The organism is Paenarthrobacter sp. (genome assembly GCF_031180005.1).
Lineage (GTDB): Bacteria > Actinomycetota > Actinomycetes > Actinomycetales > Micrococcaceae > Arthrobacter.
The window spans coordinates 32,994-54,197 of record NZ_JAPSHI010000025.1 but is presented as its reverse complement, the minus strand read 5'-3'; the positions used below and the strand labels follow the sequence as shown (position 1 = coordinate 54,197).

Sequence of the window (21,204 nt, the reverse complement as noted above, 5' to 3'; positions counted from 1 at the left end):
GAAATCCCGCCGGGTGTGCCGGTGACGCGTTCGACCAAGGTGTCGGCCATGACCTGGCCACGGGTCGGGACAACCCCACCGGACCTGACATCGCCACTGGAACGGGCAGAATCAGCCACCCGGCACAGAGCACCGTAAACAGCCACCCCTTGGGCCACCGGTAACAGGGCGGTCAGGTAAGTCATGGAGTCCGGCGCCGGACGCAGGCTCACCGTCCGCTCACCGGCGGCACGGCTCGCACGCCCAACCACCGGCCAAGGATCACGCCGATACGCAGCAGCCTTCGCCGCCGCAACGATCACCTTATCCCCGGCACCATCGAAGGTCCCGGTATCGGCGGCGAGCTCCTCATCCACCGCGGACCGGTCCTCGACAGACAAACACGCTGTTTCCTTCACCAAAAGCGTCGCCCGCCACTCATTCAACTGCCCCGACTCCAACGCGGCCAAAGTCCGCGGCATCTCCAACACAAGAGCCTTCGCCAAACCCAACAACCGGGACCCACGATTCGGCGACTCCCTCCGCGCCAACGCCACCTGCACACCCGAACCACTGCCACGTTCGGACGCAGGAACACCCGCCTCGGCCTGCTCGGCACGCTGGGCACGATCAAAAGCCAGAGCCGCCCGCGCCTGCAAAGCGGTAATGGCCGACTTCAGGTTCTCCAGTCCGCGGATTTGGTCGATCAGCCCGGCGCTGTCGGCGCCCAAGCTGACGGTGCTCAGGAGCGAGATCAGATCGGAAACCCCGGGCCCACCCGAGGAGCCGCCAACTTCCGGAACACGAAGAAGGCCTACGGCATCAATCGCCTCGCCCTCCCGCATTTGCTCCATGCCCCCACTCTTCCAGCCAGCCGAGGGCGCGATAAGACCGCGATGCTCCTATGTGGAAAACCATCCAGCCCGCTCCGAGGAACGCCCGCCGGTCACAAAAGAGAGGCCGCCGCTCACGCCTTGCGCTGGAGGGTGACTCCGGTCATACTAAATGAACGCTATTCATTTAGTGACTGTCGTCTCACGGAGTAAAGCCCCCCATGATTGAAATCAGACACCAGGAAGCCGCAACTTCCATCGCCGCCCGTCCGGCAATGAATGTCCGCCCGGTCGAACTGGCCTACCCCAACGCCAAGCCAGCCGCGAACCAAACCCAGGTAGCTGACGCGTGAGCGCTTGGCGCATGCCATCGGAAACGGCTCCGCAGGACCGCGTCTGGATGGCCATCCCCACCGGCGGCTACACCCTGGCGGAGTTATCGCGTGCACTTTCAACGACCCCGTGGACGAGAAGGCACTCCGCATTCTCTCCGACGCCTACCCCGGACGCCGCGTAGTCAGTATGGACGCGCGCGAACTCCCCGCACGGGGCGGCGGCATCCACTGCATTACCCAGCAGCAGCCTCGGCCATCTAGAAAGGGCCTCATATGAGCCAGACAATCCGCCGCAGCGGTAATGAAGCTGCCGAATCGCACCAGATCAGCGGCAAGGGACTGAAGACGGGGCAGTTGGGGCTCCTCGCCGTCGTCGTTCTTGGCATTTCAACCATCGCCCCGGCGTACACGCTGACCGGTGCGCTCGGTCCAACCGTCAATGAAGTCGGGCTCCAGTTGCCCGTCATCTTCCTGATCGGGTTCATCCCGATGATCCTCGTATCGCTTGCCTACCGGGAACTCAACGCAGACTCCCCGGACAGCGGCACCACCTTCACGTGGGTCACCAAGGCCTTCGGTCCGTGGGTGGGCTGGATGGGTGGCTGGGGCTTGCTTGCAGCCAACATCATCGTCCTCTCCAACTTGGCCGGCGTCGCCGTGGACTTCTTCTACCTGTTCCTTGCACAAGCCACGGGCTCACCCGAGCTTGCCGACCTCGCCTCAAACAAGCTGCTCAACGTTGCCACGTGCTTCGTTTTCGTGGCGCTTGCCGTCTGGGTGAGCTACCGGGGGCTGCACACCACCAAGATCGTCCAGTACGGCCTGGTGGGGTTCCAGCTGTTGGTCCTTGGCATGTTCGTTGCCATGGCATTCGCTAACTGGTCCACGTCCGAAACCGCTGTCCCGTTCAGCTGGGACTGGTTCGACGTCACCAAAATCGAAACCTTCGGTCAGATCGCTGCCGGCATCTCGTTGTCGATCTTCGTCTACTGGGGCTGGGATGTCTGCCTCACAGTGAACGAAGAAACCGCCAATGGCAAGAAAACCGCCGGTCTCGCCGGAACTCTGACGGCCGTGATCGTCTTGGGCATCTACCTCCTGATCACCATCGCGACGTTGATGTTCGCAGGTGTCGGAGACACCGGAATCGGCCTGAACAACGAGGAAAACCACGCTAACGTCTTCACCGCACTCGCGTCCCCGGTGATGGGTCCGTTCGCAATCCTCATGTCCCTCGCAGTGCTCTCCAGCTCCGCGGCATCCCTGCAGTCCACGTTCACCTCGCCTTCGCGAAGCCTGCTGGCGATGGCCCACTACGGCGCCCTGCCGGAGCGCTTCCGCCACATGAGCAAGAAGTTCTCGACGCCGGGCTTCGCCATCATTGCAGCCGGCGTCCTGTCCGCGGGCTTCTACGCGGTGATGCACGTGATCAGCGAGAACGTCCTGAACGACACCATCCTGGCCTTGGGCCTGATGATCTGCTTCTATTACGGACTCACGGCCATCGCCTGTGTCTGGTACTTCCGTAACAGCGTGTTCTCCAGCGCCAGGAACTTCTTCCTGCGGCTCGTGTGCCCCTTGTTTGGTGGCGTAGGCCTGTTCGTGGTGTTCCTGCAAACCGCCGTGGACAGCTGGGCTCCGGAGTTCGGCAGTGGCTCGGAGATCTTCGGTGTGGGGCTCGTGTTCGTCCTGGGCATCGGCATCCTGGCCTTGGGCGCCGTTGTCATGCTGATCATGTCCCGCGTTCGGCCCGGGTTCTTCCGCGGCGAGACCATCCGGAAGGATACGCCGGCTTTGGTAGTTCCGGAGTAACCGCGGCCCGGGTTCGCCTTCCACCGAGTTCGTGGGAAAGCGGCGAGTTCGCAGGGAAGTTTCCTGCGAACTCGCCGCTTTCCCGTGATTTGGGGAGTAGCGGCGGCCCTTCCTACCAGCGGTGGGCCACATCCACCACAAGGCGGGAACCGCCGTCGGGCCCGTCCAAGGTGAAGACCCGGAACGGAAGTCGGGCCCGAACTCCCAGACCGATGCTCGTGGTGCCCTCAAAACTGCCCGCGAAAACAACCTGCCGGAACGTCTGGTACCCGGAAACGTTGGACAGTTCGGCCTTGGCTGCCGGTTCGTAGGTCGGCTGGCTGTACTGGTTGTACGACGGCGCCGTAACCATTACTTGAAGATCAGCATCCCCCAGCACCGGGATGGGGTAGCCAGTAGCATCCTGGGTCACCACCGGAACGTACTGAACCACGTAACCGGCCACCTTGCCGGTCATGTCAATCACCAACCGGTCGTAGCAGGGCTGTTGACCCGTACGAACGTTGGTGACATGGGCGGAGCTCCAGTCGAGATCGGCCTTGGCCATGGAACCCCACGAGATACCGCAATATGTTGCTGCCGAGGCTGGCCCCGGCGCCACCAGGCCGAGCGCGGCGACTGCCAGGACCGCTGCCAGGCCCGCTCCAAATTTCCTCATTTTTTGTGCCCCCTTCAGGCGAAGTTGATACTTCAACAGTAGGAGGGCGTCGGGGGCTTTGGGTGGGTTGTGGCCGCTTCGGAGCGCAACCGTTAAACGGGCGCCAGCGGGGTCACAGGAGAGTCATTGAAGGTCAGTTTTGTGGGTCTTTAGTAGTCGCTTAAGGGCTCTTCGGGCACGTGTTCGTAACCAAAGATAACGAGACCCGGGCGTTACTTAGCCTTCGCAGTCCTTGCAGTACTTGAGACCGTTCTTTTCCAGCGCAATCTGGGACCTGTGACGGACCAGGAAGCAGGAGCCGCACGTGAATTCGTCGGACTGCTCCGGGACCACAATGACAGTCAGTTCTTCACCGGAAAGATCGGCGCCGGGAAGGTCGATTCCTTCAGCGGTATCGCTTTCCTCGACGTCGATGACCGCGGTCTGTGCAGTGTTCCCACGTGACGCCTGAAGGGCCTCAAGCGATTCAGCGGGAGACTCTTCTTCTGTCTTGCGCGGGGCATCGTAATCAGTAGCCATTGAGGGTTCGCTTTCGTTGCTGCATAGTGCCTATCTCGGCACCTCAGTGAAGCAGTTTAGGGCATGTTACACGCGATAAACGAATGGTGTGCCCAACGCGACATTCTGCAGCATTTCGAGCGCCTTCTAGGACCCTGCGCCGGCCCTTGCGGCGTGCGCTTGGATGGCCTGCGCACTGGCCACTGTGACACCGCTGAGGGCCGGGAGCCACGCCAGGTCACTCATGTACTCATGCCCAGCAGTGTCCTCTTCGGCAGTCCATTCCCGGACGTAGGCTGCCTCGATCCAGGCCGAAATAGTAGTACCGACTGAGGTGGCAAGCGAGGCCAGCGATCCGATCATGCAGTAACGGTAGCCACCTTGGGTTTGGGGGCAATTTCCGGTTGGTCACGAGCTTGTTAACTGTCAGGCAACACGGCCTAGCTGTCCTGCAAAGCCTTCTCCACGATGTACTCCGCTATCGCCATGGACGAAGTTGCTCCCGGAGAAGGTGCGTTGCGCACCAAGACCGCGTCCCGGCGTCGTGCGATGACAAAGTCGTCCACCAGCGAACCGTCACCATTCATGGCCTGCGCGCGTACGCCGCGAGTTCCGGGCAGAATCGTGGCACCCTCCAGTGAGGGTACAAAGCGCATGGCCTCCCGGATGAATTTTTTCTTACTTACTACGGTCTGGAATTCCCGAACCGCTGAAGGCACGTTCTGCCGGGCAAAGTTCCAGAACCCCGGAAAGAGCGTGTAATTCAGGACGTCGCGGACATTCACTTCGCTCCACGCATAGGACTCACGGCCGAAGGAAATAAACGCATTCGGACCAAGCATCATCTCTCCGTCGATGCGTTTGGTGAGGTGTACTCCCAGGAATGGATGTTTGGGGTCCGGCACTGGGTAAATCAGGCCTCGCACTTGATCCCGCGCTTCCTTACCCAGGAGGAAGTACTGCCCGAAGAACGGCACGATCCGCGGCGTTGCCGGTTCGCCGGCCGCCTCGGCCAAGCGGTCCGACTGGAGACCCGCACACGCCACCACGAGGTCATAATGTTCGCCGCCCTCTTCGGTGGTGACCACCACGCCACTACCCTGCTGCTCAAGCGCAATAACCTCCTGCCCAAGGCGGATGGTCCCGCCCGAGCTGCGGACGTCGTCGGCGAGCGCGTTGGTGATGGCCGTGTAATCAACGATCGCCGTCTCCGGCGAGTGCAAGGCGGAAAGCCCGACGGCGTTCGGCTCCACCTCACGTATCTGCTCACCCCGCAACATCCGTGCACCCGGGACGCCATTGGCTACGGCTCGGGCGAAAATGTTGTCCAAGCGGGTGGATTCCTCGGGACTTTGGGCAATGACCAATTTGCCGCAAGCCTCATAGGGCAGGTTCTTCATGGCGCAGAATTCCTGCAGCAGTTCCACTCCCCTGCGGCATAGCTTTGCCTTCAGCCCGCCCGGTTCGTAGTAAAGGCCCGCGTGAACCACACCTGAGTTGTGCCCGGTCTGGTGTGCTGCGAGCCGGTCTTCCTTTTCGTAGACGGTGACCTGGACGTCGTCGAGTCTGTTGGCCAGTTCCCTCGCGACCGCAACGCCGATGATCCCGCCACCAATCACGGCGCAACGCTTGACGGTTCTCGTTTGTGGAGGGTTGGGCATGGAGCTCCTCGTCATTGGGGTCGGTCCGTGTTAGTGACAGCATTTCACAGCCCGTGGCGTGGGCACGGAGAGGGCACGCAAAAAGGGGCGGTACGCGAAGTGCCGCCCCTTTATTTGATGCGTGAACGACTAGGCAGCCGTGGGCTTGTCGAAACGCTGACCGGCCGGGTTGGACGGCAGGAGCGAGAGGACGAATACTGCGAGGACGCCAAGGAACGGCACCAGGACAAGCAGGGCAAGCCAGCCAGTGAAGTTGCCATCATGCAGGCGGCGAACCAGCAGAGCCAGGGACGGGACGAGTGTTGCCAGGCCCCAGATGCCGAGGATGACGTAGAACGCAATGGCTCCGCCACCGAGAGTGACAGTTCCGGAGTCGCTGACGGTTGCTCCTGCTGAACCGACGACTGTTGCGAGGGTGTTGAGAATGGTGGTGACGATGACGGAAACCAGGGTCCACCACCAGTATTCGCTACGGCTCGCGCGGCCGGAGAAGTCGGCGTACTTCTTGAAGAAACGCTTTACAGCGGCGCCGATCGGGGCGCCGTAGTATGGGGCCCACAGCGGCGGCTCGCCGGCCTGTGCGCCGTACTGTTCGGTCTGCTGCGGTTGTTGCGGGTAAGTGCTCATTGTTATATCCCCCGGGTTAGGTGTGAGCTGTGACAATGCGTCTTGCTCAGAGTGAGTCGTGCTTATCGTAATGCCCCGACAGCGAATTAGGCAGTTCGATGGAGGAAATTAACCCGGATTTAGCTTGGTAACGGAATATTTCGTCCCGTGCGCAACAGAGGAACTCTCACTGGGCGTAGTGCTTTCGAAGGTCCATCTTCCGGATTTTCCCGCTGGCAGTCCGCGGCATCTCCTCAACGAACACCACCGATTTGGGGATCTTGTACCTTGCCAGCCGGCCCTCAAGATGCGAGCGGAGTTGTTCCTCGGTGAGGGATTCGCCCTCACGCAGAGTGACGATCGCCCGCGGCACTTCTCCCCATTTCTCGTCGTCGACTCCGATCACGGCCACGCTCCCCACCGCGGGCAGCTCCGCAATGGCAGCCTCCACCTCGGCCGGGTAGATGTTCTCCCCACCGGAAATGATCATGTCCTTGATGCGGTCGGAGACGAACAGGAAGCCTTCGCTGTCCTGGTAGCCCATGTCGCCGGAACGGAACCAGGACGCGTCGGAATAGCTTTCGGCAGTGGCCTCCGGCCGGTTCCAGTACTCCTTGATCACGTTGGGGCCGGAAATTTGGATCTCCCCCACCTCACAGAGGCCCGCAACGCCGCCCGTGGGGTCGGCTATCCGCACGTCCGTAAAGAAGTGCGGCAACCCTGCGGAGCCAGCCTTCTCCTTGGATGCAGAGACCGGCAACATGGTGGCCCCGGGCGCGGTTTCAGTCATGCCGTAGCAGCTGGTAAACCCGATGCCCCGCTGCTCGTAGGCGTCCAGCACCCTCTGCGGAACCGCGGAACCGCCGCAGGTGAGCTTGTCCAGTGACGTAAGGTCCGCCGTCGACCATCCCGGATGGTCACAGAGCATCTGGAAGGTGGTTGGGACGCCGTTGAGCGTGGTGACCTTGTGCTGCCCCATCAGGTCCAGTACGCGGCCGGCGTCAAATTTGGATTCAAGAATCACCGTTGCGCCCTTGAGCAGCATCGGGAGCAGGCCCATATCCAGGGACGCTACGTGGAACAGCGGTGAAATCATGAGCGCCACATCGTTGCGGTTCAGGTCCATGTCCACCACCGTGTTGATGCAGTTCCAGGTGATGTTGCCGTGCGTGAGGAGCGCCCCTTTGGGCTTGCCTGTGGTACCTGACGTGTAGAGGATCATGGCGGCGTCGTCCAGCGTTACGGCTTCATCCAGCGGCGTTGCGAATGCGGCCTCAAGCACCTCGCCATAGTGCTCGACGCCGGATGGCAGCTTCAGGGCGGCAGCGTCAGTGACGTCGTCGGGCGCCACCACAAGACGGTGGGCGACTTCGGTGTTGACGCACGATGCGGCGGCCACGACCTCCAAGGCTGCTGAACTGATCATGAGCCGTGCGCCTGAGTCCTGCAGCTGAAACTGCAGCTCCGGGGCCGCCAAACGAGTGTTCAGCGGGACGAAGATCGCACCGAGCAGCCCGCAGGCGAAAAACGTCTCCACAAAGGACGGGTGATTCTCGCCGAGGTAAGCCACCCTGTCCCCCTTGGCCACTCCCCTGTCCTTGAGGGCGTTGGCCAAGTGGTCGGTCCGGTCTGCCACGTCCCTGTAGCTCAAAGTCTGCCCACCGGAAATGACAGCCGTCTTGGCCCCGGACTTGATCCGGCGCCGGTGCAGCCAGGATCCAACTCCGTTGTTGTTCATGGTGCGGTACTCCTAACTGACCGTAGAGAGGTCGTTGTTCTTAGACTCCCGCGTCAGCAGGATGAAGACAATCGATACCAGCGACATGACGGACAGGAACACCACCACTGGGACGATGCTCTGGCCGGCGTCCTTGTAGAGTCCGGCAACGATTCCCGGGGTGAAACCAGCGCCGATCAGCGTCGCTAACTGGTAGCCCACTGCCGCGCCGGTATAGCGGTTAGTGGTGCCGAACTGTTCGGAGACGAAGGCTGCCAGCGGTCCGTAGAGGGAAGAATGCAGGATCAGCGCCACCGTGAAGGCCAGGAAGACCAACGCGATGCTGCCGGAGCTGAGCATTCCGAACATCGGGAACAGGTACAGGATAAACAGCGCCAAGCCCGTGACCATGACGGGACGGCGTCCGAATCGATCAGAGAGCCTGCCTCCCAGAAGGACGAACAGGATGGAGATGGCCGAGGCCCCTGCAAAGGCATAGAGCACGCCCTGCTGAGGTGCGCCCTTGGATACGGCATAAGTTACGGAGAACGTGGGCAGCACTACCTGGAGGCCGAATCCGGCGGCACCGGCAAACATGATCATGATGAGCGCCTTGGGACGCTTAAGCACTTCCAGCAACGGAATCTTGCGCTTGGTAGCTTGGGCGCTTTCCTTGGCGACAGCTTCGGCGAAGATGGGGCTCTCGGAAACCCGCAGCCTCACGAACATGCCCACGATCAACAGCACGAAGGACAACAGGAACGGCACACGCCAACCCCAGGCCAAGAACGCGTCCTGAGGAAGGGCCGAGAAGATGCCCATAACTACGGTACCGAGGACTGCGCCCGTGGGGGCACCGGCGTTCACGAACGACGCCGCGAAGCCGCGACGCTTGGGATCCGAATGCTCCAAAGCCATCAGTGCGGCCCCACCCCATTCACCTCCGACGGCAATTCCCTGGCAGACGCGCAGGACCACCAGAATCACGGCACCCCAAGGACCGATGACGTTGGCTCCAGGAATCAGGCCAATCAACGTGGAGGCAATACCCATCATCGCCATGGAGACAATGAGCATGCCCTTGCGGCCAATTCTGTCGCCAAAGTGCCCGAAGATGATGCCGCCCAAAGGGCGGGCAACATAGCCGGCAGCGAACGTGGCATATGCGGCCACGACGCCTACCCACTCATCAGTACCGGCAAAAAACACCTTGGGGAAGGCAACCGCTGCAGCCGTTGCGTACAGCAAGAAGTCGTAGAACTCGATGGTGCTGCCCAGATAGCTGGACATGATGACCGTGCGCGCCTCTTTGCGCTTGGCGGCCGTGCTCGACGGTGCGAGCGCAGTGTGTCCTGACATGGCTGTTCCTTGGGAGAGGAGGGACGGGATTGGTTTTTACTTGTAGAAACGCTTCCTACTTGTAGAAACGAGCCAGGAACTCGGCGACGACGGCGGGACGTTCCTGGCCTTCGATTTCGATGGTGGCGTTGACCTTGATCTGGGCGCCGCCTTTGACTTCGGTGACCTCGGCAATGCCGCCGTTCATGCGGACCTTGGAGCCGACCTTGACCGGTGAAGTGAAGCGGACTTTGTCCAGTCCGTAGTTGACCTTCGTGGTCACGCCCTCTACGTCGAAAAGTTCACCCCAGAACGGGATGATGAGGGACAGGGTGAGGAAACCGTGAGCGATCGGGGCTCCAAAGGGGCCCTCCTTGGCGCGTTCGGGATCGGTGTGGATCCACTGCTGGTCATCCGTGGCGTCGGCGAACAGATTGATCTGCTGCTGGGTAATTTCGCGGTAGTCGGTGCTGCCGAGGTCCTTGCCGGACATGGTGAGCAGGGTGTCGAAATCGACGACGAGATTGGGCATCGTTGCCTCCTGATGTAGTTGACTTGCTGATTGAGAAAGGGGTTAGCGGGTGAATGCGCCCTCGCCGGTGAGGGCGCGGCCGATGATGAGGGCGTTGATCTCGTGGGTGCCTTCGTAGGAATAGACGGCCTCGGCGTCTGCGTGGAAACGTGCGACGTCGGCGGCGAGCGTGATGCCGTTGCCGCCCACCACTTCGCGGGCCAGGGCGACGGTTTCGCGCATCATGAGGCTGGTCTGCATCTTGGCCAGGGCCGAGTCCTGGTCGCGGTAGATACCCCAGCCTTGCTGTTCAGTCAGCCGGACCACCAACGACAGCGACGCGGTAATGTTGCCGAGCATCCGGGCCAGCTTTTCCTGCACGAGCTGGAACGAACCCAGGTTCCGGCCGAACTGTTGGCGTTCCTTGACATAAGCCAAGGCAGCTTCGAACGCGCCGGCCTGGATGCCGGTCGCAATCCAGGCAACATCTGAGCGCATTGCCCGAAGCATCGCCGCGACGTCCTTGAACGAGTTCACATTATGCAGCCGCATGGCCTCCGGAACCCGGACACCCTCCAGGGTGATGTGGGCGTTCTGCATCATCCGCAGCGCAGTCTTACCGCGGATCTTCTCAAGGGACACGCCCTCGGAGGTCCGGTCCACGAGGAAGGCCTTGACCTGCCCGTCGGCGACGTCGCGGGCGAACACACACAACACGTCCGCTGCGGAAGCACCCCCGATCCACCTCTTGGCACCGTTTAGAACCCAGCTACCGCCGTCGGAATCTCTTTCAAAGCGAGCGGTCGTAGCCAGTCCGCCGGCGATGTCCGAACCATGCTCCGGTTCAGTCAGGGAGAAGACTCCCTTGAGCGAGAAGTCGATGACTTTGGGCATCCACTCCCTCTGCTGCTCCTCCGAAGCCCCCACCCGGATCGCGGTCCGGAACAGCCCGGCCTGCGCTGTGTACCAGGTGGCGACTGACGCATCCGTGCGGGCTAGTTCGAAGATCCGGAATCCATGGAAGATTCCCCTTGCGGGGGCCTCGACGGTGAGATCAGCCGGTTCCATGATGTCCAGATCGATCAACGGCCGCGCCAATTGCTCGGGGAACTCGCCACGCTCCCAGTACTCTGCCAACAAGGGCTTCGCCGTTGTGTCCAGGAAGTCCCGCAGCCGGCCCAAAACCTGTCGTTCCGCGGTGGTCAGCAGCGCTTCGGCGTCGTACCAGTCCGCCGCGGCATATAGCCGCTGATCCGTCACTGTTGCTGTCATCGTCGTCATCTCAGTCGCTCAATCCGAGCAGCCTGACGGCGTTGGCCTTGAGAATCTTGGGCCGCACTTCGTCCTTCAGCGGCAGGTCCGCGAACGCACCGAGCCATTTCTGCGGCGTGATCAGCGGGAAGTCCGTGCCGAACAGCACCTTGTCCTGCAGCACGGAGTTCGAGGCCTTCACCAAGGACTCCGGGAAGTACTTGGGCGACCAGCCGGACAGGTCAATGAAGACGTTGGACTTATGCGTCGCGATGGAATTCGCCTCGTCCTGCCACGGTACAGAAGGGTGGGCCATGATGATCTGCAGCCCAGGGAAATCAGCGGCCACAGCATCCAGCAACAAAGGGTTCGAGTACGCGAGCTTGATCCCGTACCCGCCCGGAAGACCCGCACCCATACCGTTCTGGCCCGTATGGAAAATACACGGAAGCCCAAGTTCCTGGAGGGTTTCCCACAGCGGATAGAACGCCTCGTTGGAGGGGTCGAAACCCTGTAGCGACGGGTGGAACTTGAACCCGCGGGCACCGAGTTCAACAGCCTGATGCTTCGCGCCGGCGATCGCGTCCTCGCCCGTGCGGGGATCCACACTGCCGAACGGAATCAACACATCGTTATTCCGCGCCGCCCCCGCGATCAGCTCCGGGATGCTGTTCGGCTCGTGTTTGAGCTGGGTCCGGGCGTCAACAGTGAACACGACGGCGGCCATGTTCAGGCCGCGGTACACCTCCGCGATCCTGTCCAGCGACGGCGTCCGATCCTCGGACTTGAAGTACTTCGCCGAAGCCTCCGTCAGGGCTTCCGGGAGTGAGCCATGCCCGCAGCTGTCCACTTCGAGGTGGACATGCATATCGATCGCGTCGAGCTTCGCAACGTCGACGCCCAGTTCGTAACGGTCAGCAGCCATGGTTAGCGAGCCTCGGCCGGTTCCGGTTGCAGTTCGGCGGGCAGCGGCAGGAATTCCTCCCCAAAGCTCTGTAACGTCCCCGGTGCAAACAGCGAGCCTGCGTTTTCCTGCAGCGCCTCGTAGCTCCAGCCACCCTCGCGGTACTCGGTGCTCGCCGGCGTCGGGTGCGTCCAGACCTGCAACCGGTCCCCACCGGCACCAATCGCCTGGCCCGTGATGCCGGCAGCCGCGTCAGAGGCAAGGAAGGCAATCAGCCCGGCAACGTCGTCGGCTGTTCCGAAGCCAAGATCGTGGCGGAAGAAGGAGGGCATAGCCTCGCCACGCTCTTCCGCTTCCACGGCCTTCTGGAAATACGGGACGGTCTTGGTCATCGCCGTGGCCGCGACCGGGATTACGGAGTTCACCGTCACCCCGGCTTTCTTCATTTCCAGGGCCCAGGTCCGGACCATTCCCACGATCCCGGCCTTGGCGGCAGCGTAATTGGTCTGCCCAAAGGTGCCGCGCTGGCCGGTCGGCGAACCGATGGTGATGATCCTGCCCGCAACGTTGTTTTCCTTGAAGTACGCAAACGCCTCTCGAACACAGGTGAACGTGCCCTTCAAGTGCACGTTGATGACCAGGTCAAAATCCTCATCAGTCATCTTCAACAAGCTCTTATCCCGCAGGATTCCGGCGTTCGTGACCAGAATGTCCAAGCGGCCGAACGCCTCAACAGCACCCGCCACCAGAGCCTTCGCAGCCTTCGTCGAACCCACCGGAACCACCACGGCGGTGGCCCGGCCGCCGTCGGCCTCAATCTGCGCAACAGCCTCCGCAGCAGTCTCAGCGTTCACGTCATTAACCACGACGGCGGCACCCTGGCGGGCGAGCTCCCTCGCGTAAGCGAGTCCAAGACCCTGTCCACTTCCAGTGACGATTGCAACCTTGCCGTTCAAGCTCATGGCGTGCTCCTTAGCATGCAGTAACCGGCTGGGGCCGGTGAGGCCGATCCCACTGCATCGTGAGATCCTTGTCATGATCAATGAGAATACGGATCATTGAAAAAGTCAACGATTGTTTTTCATTACTATTGGAGTTGTCATGGGCCCGCAAAGCACCGAAGTGGAAACCCCGCGCCTTGCCGCAGCAAAAATCGGCAGTGATGTGGGCCTGTTGCTGGCCAAACTGCACGCCACAGGTTCACTCCTGAACAACAAGGCACTGGCTGATTACGGCCTCCGGGAGCGGTCTTTCTCCGTACTGACTCTCGCGTGCAGCGGGCTGGAACCCACCCAGCGTGAGCTCGCCGATTTCCTCAGCCTGGATCCCAGCCAGGTGGTCAGCCTCGTCGATGACCTCGAACACCGCGGGCTGGTTAAACGAGCGCAAGGCAAGCAGGATCGACGAGCCAAGATCATCGTCTCCACAACCGAGGGCCGGCGGATCCACAACAAGGCACGGGCGGCATTGGAAGTGTGCGAGGAGACCCAGCTCGCGGCGCTTAGTGAGGAAGAGAACGTACAGCTGAGGGCCCTGCTGAAGAAGGCGCTGTGGGGTTAGGTCCGGCACGGCCGGGCCGGAGGCCGTCTGCCCGAACTTAGTGCGATCGATGGACATCTGCACAGCAGCCCCCAGCTACCGTATGCACCTGTCCATATCGGCATCGGGGTGCTTCTGTCAGGATCAGGGACTATGAACTTCCCTCTCTTCCACGATCCGCTCCAGGGCACCGTCACCGTTGACGCTCCTGTTCGGGATCCGCAAATCCACCGCCAAACCCGCAGCACCCATCGACCAGCCATGCCCGCAACACACCGACAGGAACGAGCAAGAAGCGTCAGGCAGCGAGAGGTAGCCAAGGTTGCCGAAGACCTCCAAGCTTTGATGGCGAGGTCTACCGGGCGGCGCTAGTCCTGCCAGCCGCCCGCCCCCGGCTGGAGAATAACCAGCTACCATCCACTTCATGGGCATCCACATCGGCACCTCGGGCTGGAGCTACGACCATTGGGAGAACGTGTTGTATCCCCCCGGCCTTCCTGCAGCCAAGCGCCTGGCCCACTACACAGCGCGATTCAACACGGTGGAGCTGAATGCGAGTTTCTACCGATGGCCTCGCGACACGTCCTTCGCGAGTTGGAGGGAGCGGCTCCCGCCCGGCTTTGCCATGTCAGTGAAAGCGCCACGGGGTCTCACGCACGGCAAGAAGCTATACAGTCCGGAAGTTTGGGTAGAACGGATCGTCCGCTGCTGGCACGTACTCGGCGATAAGAGGGCTGTGCTTCTGGCGCAGCTCCCACCCGATTTTGAACGCGACGACGCCCGACTCGACTACTTCCTGGCAACCGTTCCGCAGTGGATTCGCATCGCCGTCGAGTTTCGCCATGACAGCTGGGACCACCCGGACGTCTACGCCTTGCTGGAACGCCGAGGTGCCGCCTACTGCATCATGAGTGGTGCCCATCTGCCGTGCATCCTCCGGGCCACCGCACCATTCGTGTACATCCGACTGCACGGCCCGGACCATGAGCACCTGTACGGCGGCTCCTACTCCGATGACGATCTCCAATGGTGGGCGGACCGGGTTCGCGAGTGGGAGGGCTCCGGCAAGGATGTCTACGCCTACTTCAACAACGACGGCGGTGGTAACGCTGTGCGGAATGCTGACACTTTGCGGTGGCTGCTGGGGGTCAGTTGAGCTCGCTACGCCAAGCGTCCGCGCACGATCTCACTGACAGTCTTGCCGTCAAAACGTCCTGCAACCTTGGCGGTGACGGGCTTCATGACGGCTCCGATGGAACGCATGGAAAGCTCTTGGCCATCAGCCTTCAGTGCCGCGATGGCGTCGTCGACGATTGCCTCTACTTCTTCCCGGGTGAGGGCCTTCGGCAGGTAAGCCTCGATGATTTCAGCCTCAGCAACTTCGGCGGCTGCACGGTCGGTTTCGCCGGCCTCCGTGTAGATGCGGGCTGTGTCCCTGCGCTTGGCGGCTTCCTTTTGGAGCAGTGATGTCACCTGGGCGTCGTCCAACTCGATCGGCGTCTTCCCGGACTTCTCGCGGGTAGTAATTTCGCCCAGCACGTTGCGGACAGTGGTAAGGGCGGTCTTGTTGCCTGCCTTCATGTGGTCGACGACGTCGGCTTTCAAGCGCTCTTTGAGTGTCATGATGTTGCTCCTTGTTCGGGGTTCCTCCTGCCATCTTCCCAGCTTGGGCGCTCAAGCGGGTCTCCCTCGGCACGAACCCAGCCCCCAAAGCGTCCAAGCAGTCGGCAATACAAGCTCGTTGCCGCAGCCAAATTTATGCTTGAAATCTGAATAGTAAGCATGCTTAGCTTATCGAGTCACTGGAAATCAGGTTCGCCTGCGAAACCAGCTGACCCGCCAACCGCACAAAGGAGCCGTAGCGCTTAGGAGGATCTCCCATGCCACTTTCAGAAAGGGAGCGCAAAGTACTGCAGCAGCTTGAGCGCGAGCTCTTCATCCAAGACCCGCATTTGGCGCGGCAATTGGAATCCGGGGTTCCCGTACCCGGTCCTGTTCAACCCCGTATCCGCGACGTCATGGAAGCCGCCGTCGGAGTGCTGTTGATCCTGCTGTCCATCCCCCTGCACGTATTCCCGCTTGCCTTGGCCGGCATACTTCTTGTTGCCCACGCAATTTTGGCCCACAGGACTTACAAAAACGAGTCCTCGTCAAGCCTCCTTTGAAGGCAATGTACCTGGCGGATCCTGTTCCGTTGGTTCCTTCTCAATCGGGCCGCTGACCACTACCTGCGCAGGGCTGTGGAGGAGGTAACCGTTGAGCCAGGAGAACAAGGCCCGGATCTTTTGTTGGATCCCGGACAACAGCGCGAGGTGCACCAAAAGCCAGGACAGGAAGGCAAAGATGCCTTGCAACTGGAGGCGTTTGCGACCCAGTTCAGCCACGGCGGCGCCGCGCCCCACCATCGCCATATAGCCTTTATCCACATAACGGAAAGGCGTCCGGCTGCCACCACTGAGCTCCGCGAGGATGTTCTTCGCCGCCCATTTTCCGGCCTGCTGAGCGACCGAACCCAGTTGCGGCAGTTTTGCGCCCGTTGAATCCGTGATGTTGGCTGCATCTCCAATGACGTAGACGCCTTCCGGCTCGGGGGCAGTCAAGTCAGGCCGGACATCGATACGCCCGCCTCTCCCCTGGGCAAGACCCGATCCGGCAATGAGGTCGCCCGCTTTCAGGCCGCCGGCCCACACCACGATTTGCCCGGGTACAGAACTCCCATCCGCCAAAGTCACCCCGTCCTGCCGGACTTCGGTCACGCCCACTCCCATGTGGAGTCGGACGCCCACCTTCTTCAAATGATCAGTGGCGTAGCTTTGGGACTTCTTGGAAAACATGTTCAGGACACTGGGAACCATGTCCACCAGATGCACCCGACAGCGCGCTGCCAGCTCCGGCGAGAAGTACTTGCTCACAACGTATTTGACGTTTTCGGCCATTGCTCCAGCCGTTTCAACACCAGTGGGCCCGCCTCCCACCACAACGACATCCACAGACCCGTCGGGGTTTCTGTCAGCCTGGTCCAACAACCGGGTTAGGCCTGTCCCAAGCCTCGTAGCATCGGTGACCGAATACAGCGGAAAGGCATGCTCTTCCGCGCCGGGCGTGTTGAAGAAGTTCGGGACCGCCCCGACCGCGATGACCAGGATATCGGCACGCATGACGCGACCATCAGCAGTCCTGACCACTCTTTCAGCGGCGCTAACGGATTCCACCTTCGACGTCAGAACCTTGACTGTTTTGTACCGGCGGAAAACCGAACGAAGCGGCCTGGCGATGGCTGACACTCCAATTTGCGATGTCGCCACTTGGTAAAGGAGCGGCTGGAACTGGTGATAGTTGTTCGAGTCGATCAGCAAGACGCGAACACCCTTACGCCCGAGCTCCTTGGCTGCTGCTACGCCCGCGAATCCGGCACCGACAATGATGACTGGGTATGAGTCCTCCATGCGAGCAACTTACTTCACTCCACCTCCTGACAACAGGGGTTCGCGATCGCCGTCGAGCGTTTATCTTCTGGCCCTGTGGGTACGCAGTGGGTAGTGTTCTGCATTCGGCGACGCACGCGAAAGGGTGATCTTTGTGAATGAGGACGGGCTGACGGACGCAGTGCAGGAGGCCGGCGCTGTGGAGTTGCTCCTGGTCCGGCACGGCGAGAGCGAAGGCAACGTGGCCGCGACGGAGGCTCGCTTGGCTGGAGCCGAAGTGATCGATGTTCCGGCCAGGGATGCTGATGTGAACCTATCAGGCACCGGACGGGACCAGGCTAAAGCATTGGGTACGGCGTTGGCCCGGATCGCCGATGAACTCCGCCCGGATGCAGTTGTCTCCTCCCCCTACGCGCGGGCCCGGCAGACCGCGGAAATCGCTGTTGAGACCGCCGGCTGGCCCGTGAAAGTACTCACCGATGAACGCCTCCGCGACCGGGAATTAGGCATTCTGGACCGGCTTACACGATTAGGCGTGGAGACCCGATATCCGGACGAAGCCGAGCGGCGGCTGTGGCTGGGCAAGCTCTACTACAGGCCGCCCGGTGGTGAATCGTGGGCCGACGTCGCACTCCGCCTTCGTTCCATCCTGGATGAGCTCAACACCCTGGGAACAGGGCACCGGGTGATGCTGGTCTGCCACGACGCCGTCATCCTGCTGGTCCGCTATGTCCTGGAAGGCATGTCCGAGCAGGAAATCCTGGACCTTGCGGCAACGACATCAGTGCTGAATGCATCCATCACCCGGTACGTGCGGCCTTCGGGCGCGGGGCCTTGGGAACTGGAGAGCTTCAATGTGGCTGACCACCTTACGGAACAGGGTGTCACTGTCACGGAACACGCGGGAGATGCCAGTGTCCACCCACAGTGATTCCAACGCACCCACACTGGTGACACCGTCGCTTCTGCGTGATTGGCCGCTACCGGCGCCCGGAGAAGACAAGTACTCACGCGGTGCAGTGTTGGTCATTGGTGGAGCCCGGGCGACCCCTGGCGCGGCTTTGCTCGCCGGGACCGCAGCCCTTCGTGCGGGGGCGGGGAAAATTACCTTGGCCGTGGCCGAATCCGTAGCCGTGCAAGTTGGAGTTGCACTGCCGGAGTGCGGCTCAATCGCCCTGCCCGAGACCGCCGACGGGTCCGTGACAGGTGAAGGGTTGGACCGGATCTCGTCCTACCTGGAACGGGCCGACGCCGTGCTGGTCGGCCCGGGTTTGGATGATCCCGAACTCGCCGAATCGCTGCTGCGAGCGCTGCTGGAGCGGGAGGAACCCCGCGGTGCCACGGACGACGGCGGAGCTCCCGCCGTCGTTCTTGATGCCTACGCCTTGGGCGGGTTGGTGAAGATCAAGGACGACTTGGGACCGTGGCGTGGCCGGCTGATCCTGACTCCGAACCCCACAGAAACAGGAATTCTCCTGGGCAGGGACGTGGAGGATCTGGGGGCTGATGTTGCTGAGGTCGCCCGGCGATTTGATGCGGTGGTTAGTTGCCAGGGATACATCGCGACTCCGGGTTCCCTGGAAGACTCGACTCTGTGGAAGATCACCACGGGCTACGGTGGCCTGGGAACATCGGGAAGCGGCGATGTTTTGGCGGGGGCCATCGCCGGGCTCCGGGCGCGCGGTACCAGCGATGCCCAAGCCGCTTGCTGGGGGACTCATCTTCACGCGGCCGCCGCCGACCGGCTAGCGAGCAAGCTCGGCCCCCTGGGTTTCCTGGCCCGGGAGCTCGCTGACGAACTGCCCGCCCTCATGCTGGAGCTCAATACCTGATTCCCCTAGGCTGCCTCCATGGGGACTAGAGGAAGCAGCACTCAATCATCGCGTGTGATCGTAAGCCTCGTTGGGCTGCTCGCAATAGCGGCTTATGCACTCTGCGCGGCGTTGCAGATCCTGGTGTGGAACCCTCTCGCCGCTATTCCGGGCGCCACCCTGGACGAGATACATCAGGGCTTGGCCCGACGCAACGAGTCAATTTCGTTGGCTGCGGTGTTGACATGGTCAAGCATTGGATCGGTTCTTGGTGCCCTTGTGGTTTTGCTGACTGCAAGACGCGTTATCTCACGGATGAGAACCGTTGTGATTCTCCAGCTCTTGATCTTGGTGCTCGGCGCACCTATATATTTCTTCGCGTCCTTCTCCGCCGGAATGGCCTTGGCGGACGCGTTTTTCATATCCGGCGGCGATTACTCTCCTTGGGGCGGGGTGCTGTATCTCGTGAGCGGGACGGCTTTGACTGGACTGCTGATGGTGATGATCTTTCGTGGAAAGTCAGGCGTGCATCCGGCCCGCGCCTAAGCAAGCTTCAGCAATTCATGCTCAACGACGGCGGTGCGCGAAAGGGTCTTGTAGCCCTCCTGTTCGAACAGAACAGTCATGACATCGTCCTCATGCCGCATCACCAGGCCCGGACCCCATTCTTTGTGGATCACAGTGGACTGCAACGGAAACAGGTTCTCTGCGTCCGAGGTGGGGTGCCCGGTGGAACCCGGCCCGGCGTCGTCGTGAATTTCAGCGCAGGCATCGCAGTTGCCGCAAGGCTCCGGCAGGTCCTCGCCAAAGTAGCCCAGCAGGAACTGGCGACGGCAGGAATCCGTCTCCGCATAACCTCGCATCATGGTGAGCCGCGACTGGTCCACACGCTGCCGCGCCTCAGCCAGCTCGACGGCGCGGTCCACCAGTGTGGCCAGCTTGGCCTTGGAGCTGAGTCGGGTGCCGCGCTTACCTGTTGTCACCGCGCCGGCTTCCTCCAGCTGGTTTACCAGCGCCGTGACACGGCGGGCAGGGAAACCGCTGAGCTCCACCAAGGCCGTCTTCGGAGCAGGCGCGCCGGCGTTCTTGATGACTTGCAGGACGGCCATGAGCGACTCTGCGTCCGGAGAGTGGGTTGCGAAGAACTTTCGCAACCCCAAGTCCTCGGCACGGTAGTGCAGTATCGCAGCTGCCGGTTCACCATCGCGGCCGGCCCGGCCGATTTCCTGGTAGTAAGAGTCCAGGGACTCCGGAATATCCGCGTGCACCACAAACCGGACATTAGGTTTGTCAATGCCCATGCCAAAGGCAGTGGTAGCAACCACTACGTCCAGTTGGTCATCCAGGAATTGGTCATGGATGCTCTCCCGGTCGGTGTCTGTGCGGCCTGCATGGTAAGCCTCTGCGCGAAGACCTTCTTCTGTCAGCTTGGCCGCGTACTTCTCAGTGTCCTTGCGGGTGGCGGCGTACAACAGCCCCAGGCCCTCCGCCTTGGCAAGCGCTGCGACGTGTTCCACCACGGCTTGTCGCTTGCCTTTGTCGTCTTGGTGCCGGACAACGTCGAGGCTGATATTGGGGCGGTCGAAACCTCGAACCAGGACGGCCGGCTCTGTCATGCCGAGCCGCTTCACGATCTCGTCACGCACAGGTGGGGACGCCGTTGCGGTGAGTGCTATGACCGGCGGCTTACCCAGACGTTCGCGGACATTGCCCAGTTCGAGGTAGTCCGGCCGGAAGTCATGGCCCCAGGAGGAGACGCAATGTGCCTCGTCCACTACGAACATAGTGATGTCCAGCTTGGCGATACGCTCCACGGTCTCCTGCTTGGCCAATTGCTCCGGGGCAAGGAACAGGAACACCGCTTTGCCGGACTCAGCTGCCCGCCAAGCTTCCTCCACCTCTGAATCACTTCGGGATGAATTGATGGCGACGGCAGCGCCCTCACCCAAATCGTCAGTCAACCCGTCCAGTTGGTCTTCCTGTAAGGCGATGAGGGGAGAGACGACGACGGCGGGCCGCCCCGTTTGGTTGTAAAGGTGCAGCGCTGCGACTTGATAGATAGCAGACTTTCCGTACCCGGTGGGCATGACAGCCAGGACATCACGCCCCTCTACGAGGGCGGTCATGCCGGCGAGTTGGCCGTCGCGCAGCTCGGGCAAGGAAAAAGAGGAGGCCGCCAAGGCGGTCAAGGCAAGGTCATCGGACATTTAAGGTGTGGCTCCGCGTTGTGGTTCCTGCGGCCACTTGCATCAGCCGAGGTGACCAGCCTAGCGCGGGCGGGCACCCGCCGTCGTACGCTGTTTCTCCGGTTGTGGATAACCTCGCA

General features: G+C 61.6%; 23 protein-coding genes and 2 pseudogenes. 10 read left to right on the top strand and 15 right to left on the bottom strand.

Going from position 1 to position 21,204, the window contains the following annotated elements; all coding sequences use genetic code 11:
- Window positions 1-833: pseudogene (locus RIF72_RS16260) on the bottom strand (DUF222 domain-containing protein); the annotation flags it as partial.
- Between the two features lie 200 nt (window positions 834-1,033).
- On the opposite strand from RIF72_RS16260, the gene RIF72_RS16255 reads away from it, so the two are divergent.
- From RIF72_RS16255 to RIF72_RS16245, 3 genes and pseudogenes are all read left to right on the top strand, one after another.
- Entirely contained in the window at window positions 1,034-1,165 is a 132-nt protein-coding gene (locus RIF72_RS16255) for a hypothetical protein (RefSeq protein ID WP_309075873.1), read from the top strand.
- A gap of 76 nt (window positions 1,166-1,241) precedes the next feature.
- A pseudogene (locus RIF72_RS16250) lies at window positions 1,242-1,424 on the top strand (agmatine deiminase family protein); the annotation flags it as partial.
- A complete protein-coding gene (locus tag RIF72_RS16245) occupies window positions 1,421-2,959 on the top strand; it encodes an APC family permease (RefSeq protein WP_309075872.1) in 1,539 nt (512 codons plus the stop codon). The pseudogene RIF72_RS16250 and the gene RIF72_RS16245, both read left to right, overlap by 4 nt.
- Window positions 2,960-3,071: 112 nt before the next feature.
- Here the strand turns inward: RIF72_RS16245 and RIF72_RS16240 are convergent, their stop codons facing one another.
- From RIF72_RS16240 to RIF72_RS16190, 11 genes are all read right to left on the bottom strand, one after another.
- Entirely contained in the window at window positions 3,072-3,617 is a 546-nt protein-coding gene (locus RIF72_RS16240) for a hypothetical protein (RefSeq protein WP_309075871.1), read from the bottom strand.
- Window positions 3,618-3,833: 216 nt separating this feature from the next.
- Window positions 3,834-4,136, bottom strand: a complete 303-nt coding sequence (locus tag RIF72_RS16235; protein ID WP_309075870.1) for a DUF4193 domain-containing protein — start codon at window positions 4,134-4,136, stop codon at window positions 3,834-3,836.
- 126 nt (window positions 4,137-4,262) lie between these two features.
- On the bottom strand, window positions 4,263-4,478 hold the full coding sequence (locus RIF72_RS16230) for a hypothetical protein (protein ID WP_309075869.1): 216 nt from the start codon (window positions 4,476-4,478) through the stop codon (window positions 4,263-4,265).
- Window positions 4,479-4,555: 77 nt separating this feature from the next.
- Window positions 4,556-5,776 (bottom strand): L-2-hydroxyglutarate oxidase, encoded by a 1,221-nt coding sequence (gene lhgO, locus RIF72_RS16225; RefSeq protein WP_309075868.1) that lies wholly within the window; start codon window positions 5,774-5,776, stop codon window positions 4,556-4,558.
- Window positions 5,777-5,905: 129 nt separating this feature from the next.
- Window positions 5,906-6,403: a DUF805 domain-containing protein gene (locus RIF72_RS16220; protein WP_309075867.1), complete on the bottom strand. Its 498-nt coding sequence runs from the start codon at window positions 6,401-6,403 to the stop codon at window positions 5,906-5,908.
- 166 nt (window positions 6,404-6,569) lie between these two features.
- Window positions 6,570-8,120, bottom strand: a complete 1,551-nt coding sequence (gene menE / locus RIF72_RS16215; protein ID WP_309075866.1) for an o-succinylbenzoate--CoA ligase — start codon at window positions 8,118-8,120, stop codon at window positions 6,570-6,572.
- Between the two features lie 12 nt (window positions 8,121-8,132).
- Window positions 8,133-9,458: an MFS transporter gene (locus tag RIF72_RS16210; protein ID WP_309075865.1), complete on the bottom strand. Its 1,326-nt coding sequence runs from the start codon at window positions 9,456-9,458 to the stop codon at window positions 8,133-8,135.
- Window positions 9,459-9,513: 55 nt separating this feature from the next.
- The gene (locus RIF72_RS16205; RefSeq protein ID WP_309075864.1) at window positions 9,514-9,969 is read right to left on the bottom strand and encodes a MaoC family dehydratase; all 456 of its coding nucleotides are present in this window, start codon (window positions 9,967-9,969) and stop codon (window positions 9,514-9,516) included.
- A 42-nt stretch (window positions 9,970-10,011) separates the two neighbouring features.
- Window positions 10,012-11,220, bottom strand: coding sequence for an acyl-CoA dehydrogenase family protein (locus tag RIF72_RS16200; RefSeq protein WP_309075863.1), 1,209 nt, complete (start codon window positions 11,218-11,220; stop codon window positions 10,012-10,014).
- 10 nt (window positions 11,221-11,230) lie between these two features.
- The gene (locus RIF72_RS16195; RefSeq protein WP_309075862.1) at window positions 11,231-12,124 is read right to left on the bottom strand and encodes an amidohydrolase family protein; all 894 of its coding nucleotides are present in this window, start codon (window positions 12,122-12,124) and stop codon (window positions 11,231-11,233) included.
- Window positions 12,125-12,126: 2 nt separating this feature from the next.
- A complete protein-coding gene (locus RIF72_RS16190; RefSeq protein ID WP_309075861.1) occupies window positions 12,127-13,065 on the bottom strand; it encodes an SDR family NAD(P)-dependent oxidoreductase in 939 nt (312 codons plus the stop codon).
- A 139-nt stretch (window positions 13,066-13,204) separates the two neighbouring features.
- Between RIF72_RS16190 and RIF72_RS16185 the strand changes: the two genes are divergently transcribed.
- The 3 genes from RIF72_RS16185 to RIF72_RS16175 all read left to right on the top strand — a co-directional run bounded on the left by RIF72_RS16185 (window position 13,205) and on the right by RIF72_RS16175 (window position 14,798).
- Window positions 13,205-13,663: a MarR family winged helix-turn-helix transcriptional regulator gene (locus tag RIF72_RS16185; protein ID WP_309075860.1), complete on the top strand. Its 459-nt coding sequence runs from the start codon at window positions 13,205-13,207 to the stop codon at window positions 13,661-13,663.
- Between the two features lie 132 nt (window positions 13,664-13,795).
- Window positions 13,796-14,014 carry a hypothetical protein gene (locus tag RIF72_RS16180; RefSeq protein WP_309075859.1) on the top strand — a complete coding sequence of 73 codons (219 nt, stop codon included), beginning with the start codon at window positions 13,796-13,798 and terminating at the stop codon, window positions 14,012-14,014.
- Between the two features lie 52 nt (window positions 14,015-14,066).
- Entirely contained in the window at window positions 14,067-14,798 is a 732-nt protein-coding gene (locus RIF72_RS16175; RefSeq protein WP_309075858.1) for a DUF72 domain-containing protein, read from the top strand.
- Between the two features lie 5 nt (window positions 14,799-14,803).
- On the opposite strand, the gene RIF72_RS16170 is transcribed toward RIF72_RS16175, so the two are convergent.
- Window positions 14,804-15,265 carry a GatB/YqeY domain-containing protein gene (locus RIF72_RS16170; protein ID WP_309075857.1) on the bottom strand — a complete coding sequence of 154 codons (462 nt, stop codon included), beginning with the start codon at window positions 15,263-15,265 and terminating at the stop codon, window positions 14,804-14,806.
- Window positions 15,266-15,522: 257 nt separating this feature from the next.
- Here RIF72_RS16170 and RIF72_RS16165 point away from each other — a divergent pair, with 257 nt between their 5' ends.
- On the top strand, window positions 15,523-15,807 hold the full coding sequence (locus RIF72_RS16165; protein ID WP_309075856.1) for a DUF3040 domain-containing protein: 285 nt from the start codon (window positions 15,523-15,525) through the stop codon (window positions 15,805-15,807).
- Here the strand turns inward: RIF72_RS16165 and RIF72_RS16160 are convergent.
- Window positions 15,793-17,088 carry an NAD(P)/FAD-dependent oxidoreductase gene (locus RIF72_RS16160; protein WP_309075855.1) on the bottom strand — a complete coding sequence of 432 codons (1,296 nt, stop codon included), beginning with the start codon at window positions 17,086-17,088 and terminating at the stop codon, window positions 15,793-15,795. The genes RIF72_RS16165 and RIF72_RS16160 overlap by 15 nt on opposite strands.
- A gap of 124 nt (window positions 17,089-17,212) precedes the next feature.
- Between RIF72_RS16160 and RIF72_RS16155 the strand changes: the two genes are divergently transcribed.
- The 3 genes from RIF72_RS16155 to RIF72_RS16145 are packed head-to-tail and all read left to right on the top strand — an operon-like array spanning window position 17,213 to window position 19,424.
- Window positions 17,213-17,998: a histidine phosphatase family protein gene (locus RIF72_RS16155; protein WP_309075854.1), complete on the top strand. Its 786-nt coding sequence runs from the start codon at window positions 17,213-17,215 to the stop codon at window positions 17,996-17,998.
- On the top strand, window positions 17,976-18,899 hold the full coding sequence (locus RIF72_RS16150) for an NAD(P)H-hydrate dehydratase (protein ID WP_309075853.1): 924 nt from the start codon (window positions 17,976-17,978) through the stop codon (window positions 18,897-18,899). The genes RIF72_RS16155 and RIF72_RS16150 overlap by 23 nt, the downstream gene beginning before the upstream one ends.
- Before the next feature lie 18 nt (window positions 18,900-18,917).
- The gene (locus tag RIF72_RS16145; protein WP_309075852.1) at window positions 18,918-19,424 is read left to right on the top strand and encodes a hypothetical protein; all 507 of its coding nucleotides are present in this window, start codon (window positions 18,918-18,920) and stop codon (window positions 19,422-19,424) included.
- Here RIF72_RS16145 and RIF72_RS16140 read toward each other — a convergent pair.
- On the bottom strand, window positions 19,421-21,085 hold the full coding sequence (locus RIF72_RS16140) for a RecQ family ATP-dependent DNA helicase (RefSeq protein WP_309075851.1): 1,665 nt from the start codon (window positions 21,083-21,085) through the stop codon (window positions 19,421-19,423). The genes RIF72_RS16145 and RIF72_RS16140 overlap by 4 nt on opposite strands.
- Window positions 21,086-21,204: the final 119 nt, after the last annotated feature.

Bases quoted from the DNA above. Each gene is read 5' to 3' on its own strand.
- RIF72_RS16255 (WP_309075873.1), top strand. From the start codon at position 1,034: ATGATTGAAATCAGACACCAGGAAGCCGCAACTTCCATCGCCGCCCGT.
- menE (WP_309075866.1), bottom strand. From the start codon at position 8,120: ATGAACAACAACGGAGTTGGATCCTGGCTGCACCGGCGCCGGATCAAG.
- RIF72_RS16145 (WP_309075852.1), top strand. From the start codon at position 18,918: ATGGGGACTAGAGGAAGCAGCACTCAATCATCGCGTGTGATCGTAAGC.
- RIF72_RS16235 (WP_309075870.1), bottom strand. From the start codon at position 4,136: ATGGCTACTGATTACGATGCCCCGCGCAAGACAGAAGAAGAGTCTCCC.
- lhgO (WP_309075868.1), bottom strand. From the start codon at position 5,776: ATGCCCAACCCTCCACAAACGAGAACCGTCAAGCGTTGCGCCGTGATT.
- RIF72_RS16140 (WP_309075851.1), bottom strand. From the start codon at position 21,085: ATGTCCGATGACCTTGCCTTGACCGCCTTGGCGGCCTCCTCTTTTTCC.
- RIF72_RS16190 (WP_309075861.1), bottom strand. From the start codon at position 13,065: ATGAGCTTGAACGGCAAGGTTGCAATCGTCACTGGAAGTGGACAGGGT.
- RIF72_RS16240 (WP_309075871.1), bottom strand. From the start codon at position 3,617: ATGAGGAAATTTGGAGCGGGCCTGGCAGCGGTCCTGGCAGTCGCCGCG.
- RIF72_RS16205 (WP_309075864.1), bottom strand. From the start codon at position 9,969: ATGCCCAATCTCGTCGTCGATTTCGACACCCTGCTCACCATGTCCGGC.
- RIF72_RS16230 (WP_309075869.1), bottom strand. From the start codon at position 4,478: ATGATCGGATCGCTGGCCTCGCTTGCCACCTCAGTCGGTACTACTATT.
- RIF72_RS16165 (WP_309075856.1), top strand. From the start codon at position 15,523: ATGCCACTTTCAGAAAGGGAGCGCAAAGTACTGCAGCAGCTTGAGCGC.
- RIF72_RS16150 (WP_309075853.1), top strand. From the start codon at position 17,976: ATGCCAGTGTCCACCCACAGTGATTCCAACGCACCCACACTGGTGACA.
- RIF72_RS16185 (WP_309075860.1), top strand. From the start codon at position 13,205: ATGGGCCCGCAAAGCACCGAAGTGGAAACCCCGCGCCTTGCCGCAGCA.
- RIF72_RS16175 (WP_309075858.1), top strand. From the start codon at position 14,067: ATGGGCATCCACATCGGCACCTCGGGCTGGAGCTACGACCATTGGGAG.
- RIF72_RS16180 (WP_309075859.1), top strand. From the start codon at position 13,796: ATGAACTTCCCTCTCTTCCACGATCCGCTCCAGGGCACCGTCACCGTT.
- RIF72_RS16160 (WP_309075855.1), bottom strand. From the start codon at position 17,088: ATGGAGGACTCATACCCAGTCATCATTGTCGGTGCCGGATTCGCGGGC.
- RIF72_RS16195 (WP_309075862.1), bottom strand. From the start codon at position 12,124: ATGGCTGCTGACCGTTACGAACTGGGCGTCGACGTTGCGAAGCTCGAC.
- RIF72_RS16210 (WP_309075865.1), bottom strand. From the start codon at position 9,458: ATGTCAGGACACACTGCGCTCGCACCGTCGAGCACGGCCGCCAAGCGC.
- RIF72_RS16220 (WP_309075867.1), bottom strand. From the start codon at position 6,403: ATGAGCACTTACCCGCAACAACCGCAGCAGACCGAACAGTACGGCGCA.
- RIF72_RS16245 (WP_309075872.1), top strand. From the start codon at position 1,421: ATGAGCCAGACAATCCGCCGCAGCGGTAATGAAGCTGCCGAATCGCAC.
- RIF72_RS16170 (WP_309075857.1), bottom strand. From the start codon at position 15,265: ATGACACTCAAAGAGCGCTTGAAAGCCGACGTCGTCGACCACATGAAG.
- RIF72_RS16200 (WP_309075863.1), bottom strand. From the start codon at position 11,220: ATGACAGCAACAGTGACGGATCAGCGGCTATATGCCGCGGCGGACTGG.